Here is a 17,122-nt window from a genome sequence, read left to right on the forward strand (position 1 = left end):
TCTCTCGCGCTCGGGATGATGATCTCGTGAGATGTAGCTGTTGACGACCAGTTCCATAGCTCGCGCTCGAAGGATCAGGGGATCGCCACGATCCCCTTCGCCACCAAACAAGACGAGGGCGCCAAAGCGCCCTCTCTCGTTGCTTGGAGGCGAGCGCATTGCGGTCAGTCGATGACCTGGACGACCGTGCGGGTCTGGGGATCAACGATCACGCGGCGCTCGTTGACGACGGTGTAGGCGTAGCGGTCGTTGTCGGGAACGGTGTGGATCTCGACGGTCTCTGGCAGCGCCTCGCCGACCACCACCTGGCGCTCGACCTTCACGGACGGCACGCTCTGGCGGGTGACATAGGTGCGGACCTCCTCGGGGGCCGGGTCAAGGATAGCGCCCACCGCCGCACCCGCGACGCCGCCAACCGCGGCGCCGACAGGGCCGCCAACAACTGCGCCGGTGACGGCACCGCCGGCCGCGCCGGTGACCGCTCCGTCCTCGGCAAAGGCGGCCGAGCTGAAGGCGAGAAGGGCCGAAGCGGCCAGGATGTGCTTGATCATGATGGTTCTCCCAAATGATGTCATGCGGGTCCGGCGCCGAGGTTGGTGGAGCCTCTGGCGGCGCCGAAAGCCGCGACATCCGGATCGATCAACGATTGAAATCCAGGATATGAGCGGATGACGACTTGCGCGGTTGGGCGGTGGATTACTCCACCACCTCGATGACGGTGCGGGTCGTCGGGTTGATCACCACGCGCTTGTTGTTCACCACGGCATAGCCGTACTCAGCGTTGTCGGGGATCGGCGTGATGGTGACGGTTTCGGGCAGGGCCTCGCCCACCACGACGTCACCGTCGATGGAGACCGACGTCGCCTCCTGGCCGGTGACGTAGGTGCGAACCTCCGCCGGAACGGTGGTGGTGGTCGTCGTCTGTGTGGTGGTGGTTTCGGTGGTCGCGGTCTGCGCCATGGCGGGAGCGCCGAGGGCAACAAGGACGACCGAAGCGAAGAGGATAGCCTTCTTCATGATGGTTCACTCAACTTGGATGTCCCTTCCATGCGAGTGGATCGACAACGTGCATCAACCGAAATGGTTGCCCCTCAGGTGGTGCAGGGGCTGCTACTGAGCGCCTTCATCTCGTGGAACGGCCGGTTGGGAGCGCGCTTCGCTCAGGAGCACGTTTCTTCGTCAACATCAGGCACACGGAACCCCGGCGCCGCCTGGATCTTTGAAGGACTGAAGGGCGCACTTTTTCCATAAGAGTCTTTGATGAAACGGAGACTACTCACGGCCACGGCTCTCTCGCTTGTTCTTGGCGGAGGCATCTTTACCACGACCACCATCAGCGCTCAGGAAGGCCAGATCCTCCCGCCGTCGGGATCGTCCTCTTCGGGCGCATCATCCGAGAGTGGCGAAGGATCGTCGGGCGGCACGTCCAGCTCGTCCAGCGGCGCTGAAACATCTGGCTCCGCAGGATCTGGTAGCTCAGGCGCCTCGGGATCCAGCTCGAGCTCCGACAGCAGTGCGGGCGCCGCGGGTCAATCATCGACAAGCGGCGCCACGACCAGCGGCTCGGGTATGACCAACGGTGACGCGAGTTCAACCTCTTCGGAAGCGAGTACGTCGGGAGCGAATGCGAACAGCTCGGGATCGTTGAGCCAAGGCAACGGAACCAGCAACGGCGGCACCTCGGCAGAGGGCGCCGAGGCGGGCAATGCCTCCTCGGACACGTCCGGCGGCGCTGATGCATCATCCAACTCGTCGTCGGGTTCATCTAACGCGACCCCGGACGGCGACGCTGCGTCGAGCGGCGGAACGGATGACGCGAACGGCGCTGATGCCTCCGACAGCAATGCTTCCGACGCAACATCGAGTGAGAGCGGGGCGGCTCAGTCGCAACCGGAGTCGCAGTCCAGCGGGTCGGCCAGCGGCACCAGTGAGTCGCAGAGCGGCCAGGCGGGTGCGTCAACCGAGAGCGAGGCGAACGTCCAGGAGGGTGCCGAGACCTCGGTCGAGATCAATACCGAGCAGCAGACCACGATCCGGCAGACCATCGTTGAGCAAGACATCGAGCCCGCAGTTGACATCGACATCGAGCTCAACGTCGGCACGCGTGTTCCAGACACCGTGGTGCTCTACGACCTACCGCCTCGGGTGATCGAGATCGTGCCGCAGTATCGCGGTTACCGCTACTTCGTCTTGGAAGACGGCACGATCATTATCGTCAAGCCGCAAGTCCTTGAGATCGTCTACGTCATCCAAGCGTGAGCCACTTTGCCGAGGCCCCCAGTTAGGTGGTTGGGGGCCTCGATGAACTTCCGGCTGCAGGCGCGAAGCGCGAAGCGGCGTTGACTCCTACGAGATTATAGAGCGCAACCTGCGTGAGGTGTCCGTTGGTTTGGCAAGCTCAAGCGGCCCGCAACGTACAGTCGTTGGTCATCCCTCAATGAGGTGCCAGTGGGCAGTTCCTCATCGCCAACTATATGCACAGCGGCTACTGAACCCGGCCGCGGCTCTTCGCGAAGACGGCTTTGCTCAGGGCCCTGCGGTGCGCGAGCTTGCCCACGCGCTTGCGGATTTCAGCGCGGCGGATAGTGGGCCGGATCGAAATGGCCGCCGTACCAGCCCTCGGCCAGGAGCGCCGCAGCATCGACCGGCAAGACGAACTTGCGGCTGAAGCCTTCGTGAGTCCGCTAATGCGGCTGCTCAACCGCCGCATGCCAGATCGCGTCGTCGCGCCCATGATCCGGCAGACGCGCAGCGGCGAAGGTGCCTTGTCTGTCTTCGTTATCGACATCGACCGCTTCAAGCAGGTCAACGACCGCTACGGCCACGACGTCGGGGACGTCGTCCTGAAGCAGGTGGCGAACATCGTGCGCGCCAACATCCGCAGCCAGGACGCGGTGGCCCGCTTCGGCGGCGAGGAGCTCGTCGTCGCCATGCCGAACACGGACGCGGCCGCCGCCTCGGCCATCGTCGACCGGATCCGGGAGATCATCCCGCGCGAGACCGGCCGCAGCCTCGCCGTGACCGTCAGCATCGGCGTCGCCGGCGACCGGGGCAGTGAGGTAAGCTTCAAGAGGCTCTTCAAGGCGGCGGACGAGGCCCTCTACGTTGCCAAGCAGAACGGCCGCAACCAGATCGCCCTCGCCTCCAGCCCTTTCGCGGTGACCGCGTGATCATCGATTCCACGTCGCAATCGAGGTTGCAGCGCGGCCGTTTCAGCTCGCGCCCGACCGTCGTCACGTACAGCGAGATCTGGAACCTCTCGAATATTCATCGCGCCAGATCCTTTTGCCGCCAACGCACAATGCCTTGCACGGCTGGGATCAGGACGCTTTCCACGATCCTGACCTATGGCCGGCGCCGCTCCTCGTTCAGCTCGGAGGAAATGTCTGGCACCTTGCAATTGATCAGCCCTGCCGATCCCTGCGCGTTGATCCCCAACGAGTCAGGACCGTCGCATGTTGATGTCAGATCAACAAGCCGCTTCGTTAACCGAGATCATCGCGCGACGCGTGTAGAGGACAGGGTGGCCATGATGTCGCCAAAGGCCTTGGTCAGCTCGGCCGAACTCGACGCGCTGTAGAAGTACTTGGCCTTGGCCGAGTAGGGCTTGGTCGTGTCGCGCAGGTCTCCCATCGTGTAGGAGGCGCATTCCTTCAGAAGGGCGTCGACGCGGGTCTTGCTCGCCGCCGGGATGTCAAAGGCGATGGTGTAGATCACGATGCCGTCGCGCTTCACCGTCCCCTTCTCGTCTACGAGCGCCGAGCCATCAGGCGCTTCAAGCGTGATTTGACCGTCCTTCTTGGCATTCTCGCAGATCGCCGCCAAGCGCCCGTCCATAGCGAGCGTGTAGTTGTCGTTTGACTTCGTCGTCGAGACACCCGCCTTGTAGTCGAAGATCCGGTTCGTGGCTGTGAAGCCGTAGGCGCCAAAGGCCGAGAGGTTCGGGTTGTTGGCCGCGCTGTTGTACGAGTCTTGATAGTAGGTGTGCTCGCCATCGGTCATGACAATCATTGCCTTGATGACGCTCTCGTCACCTGACGCTTTACCGGTAGCGAATGGCTCGTTCTTGGACAGGACGTGCCAGCCCCATTCGACGCCCTGCGCGACGTTTGTCGAGCCGGTAGCCACCAGCGCGCTCACCGCCGACAAGGCTTGGCTCTTGGCTGTAGTCAGCGGCAGGAGCGGGTTGGAGTCGCACAGCCAGCTGGGACTGAAGTGGTAGTTGCTGCCCACGGCATAGTGCTGGCTGGGAGCGTAGTACTTGCGCACGTCCTTCGTGCGGGCGCTGAAGTTGGACGTTGCACTGTCGCTTAGAAAGCTGTTGGTCCAAGTGGCATTTAGCTGGTCAGATTCGTCGGGCGCGAAGTAGGGCACGAAGAGCGTGCTGGGCTTGGCGCTATCGGGCGCCACGTCGGTGATGCCGTACGGCGCGGGGCGGGATTCCACGCATCCTTTGTAGGACCAGCTCGATCTCACCGAACCGAGCTTCTTGTAGATGTGCTGGCGCGTCAGAAACGTCGTCGGGCTGGAGATCATGGTCCAGGCGCCGGGATAAAGCGTGGACTTGACCGCGTCGGCGAGCCCCGTCAGCGGGTTCCTGTAGGTCGACCAATCGAAGTTCTCGTGGTGAATGGGCGATTGCCCCTTCGGGTCCATCCACCAGGCGTCAAGATAGGACGGGCCGACGTTGACGCCGCCCGAGAAGGGCACGACGGCCATCTTCACGGGATCAACGTCGCCGGTCGAAGACGACCCGCCAAAGAGCGTCTCGACGGCATTGACCGCCACCGTCTTGAGAGTTGAGATTTTGGTGGATCCGCCGGTCGCAGGAGCGCTGTTCATGGACCCGGACGTGTCCAGAACGAGGGCGATCTCGACGGCGGTCATGCTGACGATCACGTCGCTTTCCGCTCGTGCGCACGCCGATCCGACAAGACCCGGAAAGGAGATGGGCGCGAGCTTGAGGAAGACCGGATCGTAGGTGGTGCAGGAGGAGAGGCGGACCTGGCGATCCCCCGACGCCGTCATGCCCGTGCCCTCGAAGCGCATGGACGCGGTCGTTCGCGCCAGAGCGGAGGTGTTGGCGTCGAAGTTCATCTGCGCCACGCGGGTAAGCCCGGCATCGGTCGTGTCGAGGGGATAGTGCTTGGCTGCCGCGAGAGCTGCGGCATCGAGTGCCGCCTGAACCATGAATCTGTCGCGCTGGAGCATGGCGAGGTCTACGACCCCGCCGAGCGACAGGAGGAGCGGCACCATGGCTAGCGCCGAGATGACGGCGAAGTTGCCGCGCCGATCTGTGGCCAAGCGGATGAGGTCTGAGAAGCTGCGCATGCAGGGGGCCTCGGAAGATGCCCCCTCACTCGTAGCTGATTAATCATTGCAAGTGAGTTATCCAAGTAGTTAAAGATCTAAGGAGATCTACGTAGCTTGGAGACACCGGGCCGCCCGATGACAAGCCAGCTATGGCTTGTTTGCGACTCAGACCTTCCGAGTTAATGGCCCAACATTCTGTGAATGGTTATCAACCGCTCATGCGCTCAAACCTGGCATCCTCATCTAGATCGAGGCGGACACCACCCTCGCTTGCGCTCATCACGGTGCTAATCGGCTTTGTCGCCGTGGCACTGTTTGCGGCAAAGCCCTGAGCACGGCTCTGAAGAGCACGCACGTCGCTTGGAACAGCGTTGATCGGCAACGCAGCGGGAGCTTCATGGCGAACTTGCGCTCCGCTGCCTTGGGGGACAGCAGCCACTTCCAGCTTGAAGAAGGCGGCGCGCTCGTTGAGGGACACGGCTTCGCCGGACAGCGCCTCGGCGGTCGCCGTCATCTCGGTGGCCGCACCCGCGTTCTGCTGGGTCACCTGGTCGAGCTGGGCCACGGCTTGATTGATCTGCTCGATCCCAATCGACTGCTCCCGGCACGCTGCCGAGATCTCGGATACAAGCTCGCTCGTCCGGCGGATGGCGGGGAGAAGCTCCGACATCTTCTCTCCGGCGCCCGATGCCACGTCCAGCGTGCCGGCCGACAGTTCGCCGATCTCGACAGCCGCCCCTTGCGCGCGCTCGGCGAGCTTGCGGACTTCCGAAGCCACCACCGCAAAGCCCTTGCCGTGAGACCCGGCGCGGGCGGCCTCGATAGCTGCGTTGAGTGCGAGCAAGTCCGTCTGGCGAGCGATCTCCTGAACAAGCCGCACTTTCTCGGAAACGCTGCCCATCGCCTCGACAGCTCGTGCCGTGGCGCTCGCCACGTCCTCCGCCAAGTCGCTAGCCTGCTTGGCGGTCTTCTCGGCCTGGGCAGCGTTCTCTGCGTTCTGCTTGACGTTGGCCGTCATCTCCTCGACCGCCGCGGACGTTTCCTCCGAGGCGGCCGCCTGCTCCGAAGAGCCGGACGAGAGCTGCTCGGCGGTCGCCGCCGACTGGCGCGAGCCGGACGCCACCTGAGCGGCAGAGCCGAGCACATTGCCAACAACCTCGTTGAGCTTCAACCGCGTCTGGGCGATGGCGGTCAAAAGATCCCCCATCTCGTCATTGCGGTTGTGATGGATGCGCTCGGAGATGTCGCCTTGGCGGAACTTTGCCATGTGGTGCATGGCAAAGGCGAGCGGCCGTCGAACGATGCGCTCGATGATCAATGCGAGCAAGGCAAGGGTCGAGGCGAGAATGACGAGGCCACCCATGACCATCATCCAGATTTCCCTCTGGATCGGACCAGTCGTAATTGCCTCGGGAACGTCGATCACAGCCACCCAGCGAGCGTTCAGGCCCGGCAGGTCGAAGGGGAGGAACGTGCGTTCGCTCGGCTCCGCCAAGGTGCCGAATACGCCGCTGACAGTATGCGGCTGACCGTCCTTCAGTGCTGCGGCCAAGCTTTCCGCGCCTACCTCGCTGCCATAGGTCTTGGTCAAGCGAGACGCATCGGGATGCGCAATCCAGTTTCCCTCCCCCGACAGAAGCGACACGCGCCCGCTACCAAGCGGCCGCATCTCGGCAAGAGTTTCGGAGATCTTCGACAGGCTGATGTCGATGCCGGAAACGCCGAGGAAGTTGGAGCCAGACAGAACCGGGAACACAACGCTGAACATGAGCTGCGGCTCCTGTGCGGAGGTGTCGAGGTAAGGAGGGGTCGCAGCTCCCTTCAGGGTCTTGGCGGGAAGGGTCCAGAACGCGTCCTGGTAGGTGTTGTCGTAGGCGCCGTAGACCACCGAGCCGTCGGGCGTGCGCGTCCAGATCGGGTTGAAGTAGCCATCCTTGTCGGCGCCTAGTTCCGGCACGTCGGTGATGGTCTGCCCGTCATAGGGGCGGTCTTCGGCCTCCATGAACCAGCTCCCGACCGACAAGGGATGGTCAACGAGGTTCGGGCGCAGGCTCTGACCGAGCCGCTTCCTGTCCTGGTCACCCGATGCATGGCGCTCACCGATGGAGTTGGCCATGAAGCGGGCGGCGCCGGCAAGTTCCACGACTGGCGTCGTCACGAGGCCGGCCATTGCTTCCGCCTCGGAGTGCGTGGCCGTGGCGACCATCTGCTTGGCTTGGCCGGCCGCCTGGTACGCGATGAAGCCCATGGTGGCGCCAACCGTCAACGTGATGCTGGCGGCGGCAGCAAGGAGGATCTTGGCTGTCACGGTGAGGCGCATGGAGGCTCCAAAAGAGCGGAACAAGCTTGGAAATGGGCGACGATGACCCAAGCGCCGCGATAATGCTCGTGCTTGGTTAAGCGAAGCTGTGCCCTGAGCTGGCGTCAGCCGTCTTTGTTGTTCAGCTTGGCCTGCAATGTCCAACCTCGTGCGATCAACCGGAACCAGACTGATCGGCGCCAGCCGAGATCAACCCTTGCAAGCCGGCGGCTGACCAGCCGAAAGCACGATGCGAGCTCCTCCCGCGTGAGCATTCCAGCTTCGAGGCCCACCGCGTCTCTTGAGGTGCTGCCCTTGCCCATCGCGGTCTTCGTGTCGGCAAGGTTGAAGTCCGCGCACCCCACCTTATCCGACCACCTCGATGGCCACCTTCTCCTACACCGCTTCAGCGGCACCAATTTCCACCACCAACGTGGACGCTACCTCCTCCGTCGTTCACAAACCGTCCGTAGCAGCCCGAGCTCGATGTCTGGAGGCTCGCAGGTGGCACCGGATTAGGAACGGTCACTCAGATCAGGCATTTGGCACGTGAGCAGCGCAGTTGGTGCGCGTGGCGACTGCGGGAGCGATCCAATGATGACGGGAAGCAAGGAACGTGCACCGGCGGTTCTCGTCGTGGAGGACGAGGCACTCGTTCGCATAGTCATGGTTGAAGAGCTTGAGGACGCAGGCTTCCATGTCTTGGAAGCGGAAAGCGGCGACGAGGGTTTGCGCGAGATCGAGCGCCATCCCAACCTGAAGGCAATCCTCACCGACATCGAGATGCCCGGCTCAGTTGACGGCGTGGCCCTGGCTCGCATCACCAACGAGAGATACCCTAACGCTGCGGTCATTGTCATGTCGGGGCGCAGACGTCCCGGACGCGGAGACCTTCCGAGCAACGCTCGGTTCTTTGGAAAGCCCTATCGTCACGCCGAGGTCATCCAGGCGCTTCACGAGCTCATGGGCTGCGGCTGAGAGGCTTGCGCTGGAACAACCACATCACTCCAGCTCGCTCGTTGGATCCTCATCGCGCGAAGACCATCCCGTTTCGGCTCGCACAACCGTCGAGCTAACACGCGTGAGCAGGCCTCGGGATAAATAATCCGCGGCTCGCTCATGGCGCGCCAACGGGCGAGCAGCCTCTCCTTTCTGGTCGTGCGGCCGGTACGAGGCATGGTTGCCAGGATCAACACTGGGCTGATCACGCTTCACCTGCGGCACAGGATCGCCTCCACATGCGCACAAGCGGTTCGCTGACTGGCGGCCGCCAGCAACTTGAGCCTTGGCGAAGAGCATGAGGGTTGCTAGCCTGCCACTCAACTAAGATTGAGCCGGATGGGTCATCTACATGACGAGCGCTGATGCCAAGATCGTATCCCTTGAGATCGTGGGCCTCCAGTTCGTCCCGACGCTCCTGCCGCTTGGCAAGAACTTCCGCGCTCTCATGGACCTCAAGCTTCAGAGCATCGGACTCGAAGTCGGTCAGGATCAGCTTCTCCTGGCGATCACCGAGACGAACTCCAACCTGGTCAGCAAGCTGGCCGACCAGCTCAATGTTCGACCCTCGACCCTTTCCAAGATGACCGACAAGCTGGCCGAGAAGGGGCTGGTGTTGCGCGGCAAATCGCCGGCGGACGGGCGCGTGACGGTCCTTCATCTGACGGAGGAAGGATCGCGGATGCAGGCGGAGGTGCGTGAGCTCTATGGATTGCTCGAAGGAGAGCTGAGAGACGCCCTCGAGCCTGACGGCAACGAGGACATGCGAATGGGCTTGACCGCAATTGCCGTTGCACTTTCCAAACGCCTGTCGCGCCTTCGCTAGCCCCTAAGCCTTCAACGCTTCGCACGTGCCCTTAGGGGGGCAGAAAAATCGTCCGTGAAGGGCTCGTCGTGATCGGCCCGTAGGGTGCGGTCCGGGTGATGGTGGCGACCAGGCCTGTCGACTTCCGCAAGGGCGCCGAAGGTCTGGCGGCCCTGGTGCGCGAGACGATGGGCTCCGACTCCTTCTCCGGCGCGGTCTACGTGTTCCGCGCCAAGCGGGCCGACCGGATCAAGCTGGTGTTCTGGGATGGCACGGGACGATGTCGTCCTGCAGCACTTTAACGGGGACGCCGCGTCCCGCTGGATGTACATCCCTCCTCGATCATGATCGTCGCTGGCAGGATATAGACCGTGTACATCATCACCTTCATCATTGCCGTTCTCAGCGCAGCTTGGACGCTGGTGTCAGGGTGGCAGACGGTTCCCCATACCGGACGCTGGCAGCTGATCGGCGTTGATGCCAAAACCTCTGCCACGCTCGGAGAGCAGGCTTTCGATGAAGTGCTCACCAACAAGGCTGCCCTCACGCAAGGACCCGACATCGATGCCGTTCAGCGCGTGCTGGTCCGGCTCGCACCTCACGCCAAGGAACTTATGGACCAGGAGGTCGACTGGGACTTCGCCGTTCTGGAGGACCCAACCCCTAACGCATTCGCTCTGCCCAACGGCAACCTAGCGGTTCAAACTGGACTCTTGCCGATCACTGGCCTGGATGACGGGCTTGCCGCCGTGATCGGCCATGAGATGGCTCACGTCATTGCCCGCCACCCCGAAGAGCGCCTGACGCAGCAGGAGTTTGCCAGGCTCGGTCAGTTCACCGCCTCTCTTCTGGTGGGCGACATCGATCCGGCGGCCCAGGTGCTCATCCTGGAGGCGTTTGGGTTGGGAACGGAGTTCGGCCTTCTGCGGCCCTTCTCTCGCAGCCACGAGAGCGAGGCGGATCGCATCGGCATGCTGCTAATGGCAAGGGCCTGCTACGACCCGCGTGTTGCACCTGAGCTCTGGGAGAGAATGGAGGAGGCGCCCCAATCGGTGCCTGAGATCCTCTCGACCCATCCCACTCACCAGACGCGCATGGCCGATCTGTCCGCCAACCTGAACGAAGCGCTTGAAGCGCGTACCGCTGCAGGATGCCCACCTCTTTCAAACTCCGTCGGGTGAGGCAGCGAGCCGCACCGTCTGGACCGCTCCAGATGCCGAACGGCTTCTGCGACGATGGAACGAGAGTCTTGGAGGCTTGGAGCGGCCGGCCGGGGGTGGGGAGCTAAGCCGCCTCTCGGTCCTGCGCGGCGTCGACGCTCCGCCCAGCGCCGCCATGCAGGTCCAGGCAGCGCTCGAACCATGCGAAGACAGGATCATCGGCGTCCAAAAGCTCCAAAGGGGTGGTGATCCGCGCCCACTGGAACGCCGAGAAGACGATGTAGTCTGTGAACAAGGGAGCGTCGCCACTTAGGAAGGGCTGGCGCTTCAGCACCTCGCGAACGACCCCGAGCCGTGCCTGTAACGCCTCGCGCGCCTCCGCCCGCCCGTCCCGCAACGCTTCCAGTGGCCGGCCGAAGCGCTTCTCGCGGCTCTGTCGGAAATAGATCTGGTCGGCAGGATCCAGCATGTCGTGGATGTCCGGAGCCGCGCAGACGGCGATCAAAGGATGCAGCATCGTGTTCGAATAGGCTTCCACGAAGCGCGCGGACGCCCGGCCGCCTTCGCCGCCGAACAGGGTGGGACGATCCGGATAGGTGCGCTCGAGGTATTCGGCAATGGCGAAGGAGTCCGAAACGACGGCGTCCCCGTCTCGGATTACCGGGATGATCGTTGAGGCTCCGCCTTCAACAGCCGGAATGGCCGTGAAGCTGGTCGGGACCGCTTGCAACGGCAGGCCCTTGTGGAGGAGCGCCAACCGGACCTTCCAGCAGTGCGGAGAGAACGGGCGAGAGGCGTCGGATCCCACGAGATCGTAGAGTGTGACGGGCATGAGCCATCCATTGGTTTGGCAGGCGGGAACGCCCACAGCATGCAATCGTCGACCATTCTTCGGTGAGGTACCAGCGGCAAAAACCCTTCCTTCGAGCCGCATGCAAATCGGCTACTGGATGAGGCCGCGGCTTTTCGCAAATCCTGCCTTGCCGAGGACTCTGCGCCGGGCGAGCTTGTCCACGCGCTTGAGGATTTCGGCATGGCCGATATCGGCCGGATCGAAGGGGCCGCCGTACCAGCGCCGGACGTCTTCGTGCTCCTCGTGCTGCGGATCGGCCATGGCTTCCAGGAATGTTTCGAAACCAGATAGGCCGCCGACATCCTCAGGCGGCGCACGTCCTTCGCCGTCGAGGAAGCGCGGGTATTCGAGCGTGGGGTCGGCCTCCTGATCGGCTTCGACCATGATCGTGAAGCGCCAATCGTCGCCGAAGTCGTAGGTGTATGCGAGTTGCGAGATGCCGCGTTCGACGAGCGAGCCGATCCTGATGCTCTTGGCGGACACGGTCTTGGTGCCGAAGCTGTCCCACTCGGGATCGGGGATGGCGTAGCGCCTGTCGTCGGCGCGGAATTCGAAGAGGTGATATCCCTCGAACGGCATCACGGCCTGGATGAGGTCGTGTAGGGCCTTCAGTGAGGCGGTCGCTGGCACGTCGACGCGCCGCCAAATGACAGGCCGCCAGTCATCAAGCTGGATCTTCACGCGAAGGATGCGGTCGGGCGCGCTCATGACCCTGCTTGCCAGAAAGTCGAAATCAATTCCAGGTCTCAAGGCAGTGCAGCTGCCGGGCCTCAGCGGCATGAGGCTGTTCTTCAAGCAGGCTGCAACCACTCGGCGGGCGGGATCGGCAGGTCGACATGCATGCCGTCGCCCGGCAGCGCCGTGCCTTCCCGGCCCCACGACGTCAGCCTTGTGCACCAGTTCGCCCACCGTCCGTCCTAGAAGCAGTTGATCTGAACCAGGGGCTACGAAGCCCCCTCAGCTCTTTCCCACTTTGGGGTCAAGGCGCAGGCACGTGCCGGCCTGGAGGACCGCGACAATCCAAGGCGGCCAGCTCCACCAGAGGCTCGGCATGGATGAGGTGCCCATGCCGCAGGATTGGCTACCTCGGGTTGCGACGCACGCGCGAGAGGTGATGCTCCGTCCCGCCCACAGGGGCGCCACCTTCGACGCACCGTTCTTCCACCGGCTGGACGCCTCCCAATGCGAGCCGCTGGACCGGTGTTCGCCGTCGCTGGAGACCGCCAGCACCGGAGCCTCCGCCTTGACGGCACTCCCGGCTCTTCTCGACAGGCGCGATCTAGGAGCAGGATACCCGGTAGGGCCCCGGCCGCACCGAGAGCCGTTCCTAGAGGCTGCCGCACGCTGCGTCCCGGCCGGCGACCTCGGCGCAGCATCCATGTTGGAGGGCGCTTCATTCCGCGTGGCGTGGCCGCTGGCGAGAGGGCCGGCGCGATTGTTTGCGCCATAGGCTCGCGCCGCGAACGTCGACATCGTCCCGTCTGGGCCCGATTGGGCGCTCACGCGCGACGGCCGGAAGGTGGGAGCGGGAGCGAGAGGTCCCCAACCACGATGAGGCGCCCCAAGGCGATTGGAACCGCGTCCTGGTGCCGGCCCAGCGTAGACGAAGTGTCTATCGAGCCAATCCGAAGAGTGCCTTTGTATTCCGCCGGTGGTCCGTGTGGGCGCTTCGAGATTCCGCAGCGAAAAACCTGTCCGATAAAATACTAATTATAATCGCAGCAAGCGCAGGAACTTTGGAGGTGCCATTGTTGTCTGCCGCTGCCTCATCGCAAACAGATGTTCGCCATTCCATGGCGCGCATATGAAGAGGCTATGGCCAAATGAGACATCATTCAACCAAATACACCAAATCACCACTACATAGCCACAGCCATACTGCGCGTATGCACCAGGCCTGGGGAACATGGGTCACAGACCACATATTCAAGGGATGGGAGGGCTACATCATCACCTTCATGTTTGATCACATTCCAGGGCGCGCGGCCTCTCAGATCGATCAGATGGAGAAGGAGGTCGTCCGGGTCTATCGCACCCTCCTCACGCGAATTGTACGCCGGCCGCAACAGCGGTGCGAGCGCGACCGTCTCCCCCGATGGATCGTGGTCCCCGACTTCCCCGTGCCGAAGCATGCCAAAACCAGCCTCGGCGACGTCACCATCAACGGAGGACTTCACATGCACGCCATCGCCCTCCTGCCGCCGACCTCCCGCTTGACCGGGGGATTGGATCAGCATTTCGCCGCACATCAAGCACTCTATGTCAGACCGGGTTTTCCGCTTTGCCGGCTTCACGCCGAACCGATCCTCCGGACCCCCGGAACCGCCACCGAGTATGTGCTGAAATCGATCCGCCGAGGACGCGTCAGCGGCGATCAGATCCTGCTTCTACCCCAGGATCGCGCCAGCCACATCTTTGAGTGAGTGTAGCACCTCCGTGGGAGACAGCTAGGGCCCAAGCGCGCTTGATCCATTCAGGGAAAGCGGCGAGGCAGAGGACGCCGAGGATGCTGACGGCGGCTTTTCGTAGCGGGTGTCCGAGGGCATGGGCAGGGAAGGAGAGCGACCAAGCACTTCACGATCTTTTCGCTCTCCTGCAGCTGCCCTCCCAGCCGGCGCGGCCGCTTCCGGATGAGGGCGGAAGGCGATTCCGCCCTGGAACGCCGCCCCAACCCGTATGCCTCGCTCCCGAGCCAGTGGCAGCGCCGCCCAGCCGCATCAACAGCCACGGCGTAGCTGGAAGGCTTCTGAGAGGTGCTGACGGGCGAGAAGCGATGAAAGCTCGAATGGGCCCTCCCGAACGTCGAACGCGCTCCTAAAAGCCTCTATGGCCATTTTCGAGGATGTAGATCCCTATACGAGTGGCTGCATGTCGCACCCCTGACTGGGCGTGGGATCGACGGCCTCGCATTGGCTGTCGTCGCTCATGGTTGGAAGCAGCGACGGCGGCGCTTGCCTACGCCGGCGATGATCGAACTGAAAAGGCGACTCCTCAGAGCTGCCTGACCTCGAACGAGCCGTGATGCGCCACCTCGAGGTCAGGCGATTCAGTCGACCTGTCAGCCGGCGCTCGTCCTCCGTTCGGCAAGAGCCCGGAGGGCAGCCATCACGAAGACGAGATGCCGGTTCCGACCCATGCCCTTGAGCTCAACGCTGCGCGTGGACTTCCCATTGTGACCGGGCACGTAAGCGTTTCCAGAAGCCAACTCCGCCAGCATCAACTTTTTTGCCTCATCGCTGCCTGCGAGGCGTTGGAAGTGCTCGGGCCGCACGACGAGGCAAGGTCCGAGACGAGGCAGCGTGCGCCGAACCCCCCAGCAGGAGGACGCGAGGTCGGGCGATAAGACCGAGCTTTTCTCAAGGACGGGAAAGCGCCGGCCGTCATCAAGCGACCCAAGCAGCTCATCCATCGCCTTCGCGGCCTGTTCGGAGGGGGTGGTGAAGGATGCTCTCGCCCGTTTGTAAAGGGAGCGGCAGGAATGCGCCAATTGGCGTTCCGACACCGGCAGCACGCCGGCGCGGATAGCGACGCGACCGCCCGCATAGGCGAAGGCGAACTTCCGCGCGAACCGCTCTTCCCAAGCACCTCCGGCGACAGCACACTTCTTGATGAAGGTCTCAGTATCCTTCTGGAAGCGAGGCTTACTCGTGCCTCGATACCTGATGAGAAACGAGAGGAACGCCGGGAAGGCGACGCCATAGTTGTGCTCGATTGCACGCTCGACTTGCTGCGCTAAAGTCGAGGCATTCCGCGGACGACCTTTCATTTTCGTCGCCCGGTCGAAAATGCCACCCTCGCCCACCGACGGCACTGGCACGTCGACGTGGCGCGCGCGCTCTCCCGCGTCTCGCTTTCCGCTCATCAAAGCATCGAGAGACTGCTCCATATTCGTCATGCCGATGACGTGCCACTTCTTCAGCCGCAACTCGCGATCACGCTTGGCATAATTGGAGCGGTTCTGACCGCTCCCGCTCGTGACAACATGGGCGATGTTGACGAGCATCTTGCGAAGGTCAGCGGAAGCGACCGTTTTCATTTCGTTCATCGGCGCCAAGGTGCCGTTGTATCGGGATATGACATCGTTGAAGGCGGCATGAGTTTGGTTGAAGCGGATGAGATCGTCCTCCGACGCCCGGCCCAGCGCCGACTCGGCAGCCCGAAGCATGAGGGTCTTGCCCGCGTTGCTCTCGCCGAACACATGGAAAACGGCGGTCTCATCGATTTGGAGGAGGGCTACGACCGGCGCCGCGAAGGCCAGAGCCGCCGCGAAGACGAGATAGGAGGACGCCGCGAATGGTTCCTCCAACTCGCTCTTCCAAGCCTTCAGGCTTCCGCGAGCGCTCCCGCGGTGACTCGGCTCCATCAAGCTGTCCAGATCGAAGGTGAGGCTGCGATCCTGACCAATCGTGCGCCGCGGAAGAACGAAGCAGGAGAACGCGTTGCGCCAACCAGTTTCCCGCGTGACCTTTCGGCGAGCGAGCGGGATCTGGGACTCGAGGTTGGCGAGGGCATCCTTGTCGCTGCTGGAGAGGGCGGCCCCCTTATCAATCAAGCGCGGAATGAGCTTGCTCGGGCTCGCAAGCTCGCTTCGCGGTAAGCGCAGGGTCTCGTCGCGACCGTTGTAGTGGCGGAACCGAAGGACGACGTCGATGCTCGGGCTGGAGCTATATGCAGGGAAGTCGATGTCCTCGATGAACTCAATGACGCTCACCGCCGACGCCGGCGAAGCGCCGATTTGGGCTTCTGCTTCCATGTCGGTCAGCTTGTGACCGGTGCGCAGTTCATAATCCGGCAACTGCGCACCGCGCACTGCGCACTTGGTTGAGTGACGCTGGCGAACCGGCACGACCGTTGGGTCGCCTTGCTTCTGCACATGTGAACGGGCGGGCACTTTCACACTCTCTTCCATGTATATTCTCCTGATTTGATGTTGATCATGGCTCTCGAGGCTTATTAGTTTTGTCATTGTAGCTACAGTAAATTCTACCAAAAGGCACCATTAAGCTATGCAAGGCGCCTCTTGGCTATGATTTCACCCTACGTGTGGGTGATTTCGAGCGATCTAGTGTGAACAGATCAAGTTCGGCGGATCGTTCCTTTGTAGGACTTCACACCAAGCCAAAGGCGAAGGTCACGACTTTGATTGGCGTGCATCCATGTCAGGAACTCGCATTCGATTTCTGGCGGTAGCCGACACTTGCGCGTGAACAGCCGCCCATCGTCTGCGCTTCCTCGGTGCATGCGAGGCCACCAGGCTTTGTCGAGATACGCAATCACACGTGGTAGGTCCGTGATCGGTTGGGCGCGCTTACGCACGCGGACGCGATCAGCATCCCTTGGCCACTGCGCAATCACCTTCTTCAAAACGTCGTCGGGGACGTTCCAGGCGATCAGATGATGATGCAGCTGGTACGACTCCCGCCCGGCGTCCCACTCCCCATCGAGGCCCCCGATCAAGAACATCTGCGCCTTGTTGAAGCCGGCACGCTCGAGGCCACGCCGGTGGCGGGCAATCAGTTGTCGTGAGTCATAGTTTGCCAGCTGACCGGTGCGTAACTGATCCCGAGGGTCGTGTCCCTTGGCGTGGTGTAGCTCGCGAAGGGCCACCACGGTTGCCGGCTTGGGCCGGGCAGATCAGACTGCGAGGGTTGGCAGGCTGACGAGGGGATCATCGCCGATCGGGGCGATGCTTT

General features: G+C 62.8%; 16 protein-coding genes. 7 read left to right on the forward strand and 9 right to left on the reverse strand.

Translation table 11 applies throughout. The features are described 5' to 3' along the window. Positions 1-164: 164 nt before the first annotated feature. On the reverse strand, positions 165-548 hold the full coding sequence (locus tag FZN60_RS27150) for a DUF1236 domain-containing protein (RefSeq protein WP_158877337.1): 384 nt from the start codon (positions 546-548) through the stop codon (positions 165-167). Between the two features lie 148 nt (positions 549-696). Beyond that, positions 697-1,017, reverse strand: coding sequence for a DUF1236 domain-containing protein (locus FZN60_RS27155; RefSeq protein ID WP_158877293.1), 321 nt, complete (start codon positions 1,015-1,017; stop codon positions 697-699). 627 nt (positions 1,018-1,644) lie between these two features. Here FZN60_RS27155 and FZN60_RS27160 point away from each other — a divergent pair. Further along, positions 1,645-2,259, forward strand: coding sequence for a DUF1236 domain-containing protein (locus tag FZN60_RS27160; protein WP_158877295.1), 615 nt, complete (start codon positions 1,645-1,647; stop codon positions 2,257-2,259). Positions 2,260-2,549: 290 nt separating this feature from the next. Continuing rightward, positions 2,550-3,170, forward strand: coding sequence for a GGDEF domain-containing protein (locus FZN60_RS27165; protein ID WP_158877297.1), 621 nt, complete (start codon positions 2,550-2,552; stop codon positions 3,168-3,170). Between the two features lie 325 nt (positions 3,171-3,495). Here FZN60_RS27165 and FZN60_RS27170 read toward each other — a convergent pair whose 3' ends face one another. From FZN60_RS27170 to FZN60_RS27180, 3 genes are all read right to left on the reverse strand, one after another. After that, positions 3,496-5,331: a pilus assembly protein TadG-related protein gene (locus FZN60_RS27170; protein ID WP_158877299.1), complete on the reverse strand. Its 1,836-nt coding sequence runs from the start codon at positions 5,329-5,331 to the stop codon at positions 3,496-3,498. Between the two features lie 190 nt (positions 5,332-5,521). After that, on the reverse strand, positions 5,522-7,633 hold the full coding sequence (locus FZN60_RS27175) for a methyl-accepting chemotaxis protein (protein WP_158877301.1): 2,112 nt from the start codon (positions 7,631-7,633) through the stop codon (positions 5,522-5,524). 104 nt (positions 7,634-7,737) lie between these two features. Beyond that, on the reverse strand, positions 7,738-7,935 hold the full coding sequence (locus tag FZN60_RS27180) for a hypothetical protein (RefSeq protein WP_158877303.1): 198 nt from the start codon (positions 7,933-7,935) through the stop codon (positions 7,738-7,740). Positions 7,936-8,206: 271 nt separating this feature from the next. Here FZN60_RS27180 and FZN60_RS27185 point away from each other — a divergent pair, with 271 nt between their 5' ends. From FZN60_RS27185 to FZN60_RS27200, 4 genes are all read left to right on the forward strand, one after another. After that, positions 8,207-8,590: a response regulator gene (locus FZN60_RS27185; RefSeq protein WP_158877305.1), complete on the forward strand. Its 384-nt coding sequence runs from the start codon at positions 8,207-8,209 to the stop codon at positions 8,588-8,590. 373 nt (positions 8,591-8,963) lie between these two features. Next, positions 8,964-9,437: a MarR family winged helix-turn-helix transcriptional regulator gene (locus FZN60_RS27190; RefSeq protein WP_158877307.1), complete on the forward strand. Its 474-nt coding sequence runs from the start codon at positions 8,964-8,966 to the stop codon at positions 9,435-9,437. A gap of 98 nt (positions 9,438-9,535) precedes the next feature. After that, complete coding sequence (gene tnpB / locus FZN60_RS27195) at positions 9,536-9,718, forward strand: IS66 family insertion sequence element accessory protein TnpB (protein WP_158877309.1); 183 nt, start codon at positions 9,536-9,538, stop codon at positions 9,716-9,718. Between the two features lie 69 nt (positions 9,719-9,787). Beyond that, complete coding sequence (locus FZN60_RS27200; protein WP_158877310.1) at positions 9,788-10,597, forward strand: M48 family metallopeptidase; 810 nt, start codon at positions 9,788-9,790, stop codon at positions 10,595-10,597. 103 nt (positions 10,598-10,700) lie between these two features. Here FZN60_RS27200 and FZN60_RS27205 read toward each other — a convergent pair whose 3' ends face one another. After that, positions 10,701-11,408: a glutathione S-transferase family protein gene (locus FZN60_RS27205; protein ID WP_158877312.1), complete on the reverse strand. Its 708-nt coding sequence runs from the start codon at positions 11,406-11,408 to the stop codon at positions 10,701-10,703. 111 nt (positions 11,409-11,519) lie between these two features. After that, entirely contained in the window at positions 11,520-12,137 is a 618-nt protein-coding gene (locus tag FZN60_RS27210) for a plasmid pRiA4b ORF-3 family protein (protein ID WP_158877314.1), read from the reverse strand. A gap of 1,178 nt (positions 12,138-13,315) precedes the next feature. Here FZN60_RS27210 and FZN60_RS27215 point away from each other — a divergent pair. Then, entirely contained in the window at positions 13,316-13,852 is a 537-nt protein-coding gene (locus FZN60_RS27215) for a hypothetical protein (protein WP_158877316.1), read from the forward strand. Positions 13,853-14,487: 635 nt separating this feature from the next. Here the strand turns inward: FZN60_RS27215 and FZN60_RS27220 are convergent. Both FZN60_RS27220 and FZN60_RS27225 read right to left on the reverse strand, forming a co-directional pair. Beyond that, positions 14,488-16,338 (reverse strand): DUF927 domain-containing protein, encoded by a 1,851-nt coding sequence (locus FZN60_RS27220; protein ID WP_158877318.1) that lies wholly within the window; start codon positions 16,336-16,338, stop codon positions 14,488-14,490. Between the two features lie 167 nt (positions 16,339-16,505). Further along, the gene (locus FZN60_RS27225) at positions 16,506-17,039 is read right to left on the reverse strand and encodes a hypothetical protein (RefSeq protein ID WP_158877320.1); all 534 of its coding nucleotides are present in this window, start codon (positions 17,037-17,039) and stop codon (positions 16,506-16,508) included. Positions 17,040-17,122 lie beyond the last annotated feature (83 nt).

The sequence above is a fragment of the Antarcticirhabdus aurantiaca genome, assembly GCF_009765365.1.
Taxonomy (GTDB): Bacteria; Pseudomonadota; Alphaproteobacteria; order Rhizobiales; family Rhizobiaceae; genus Antarcticirhabdus; species Antarcticirhabdus aurantiaca.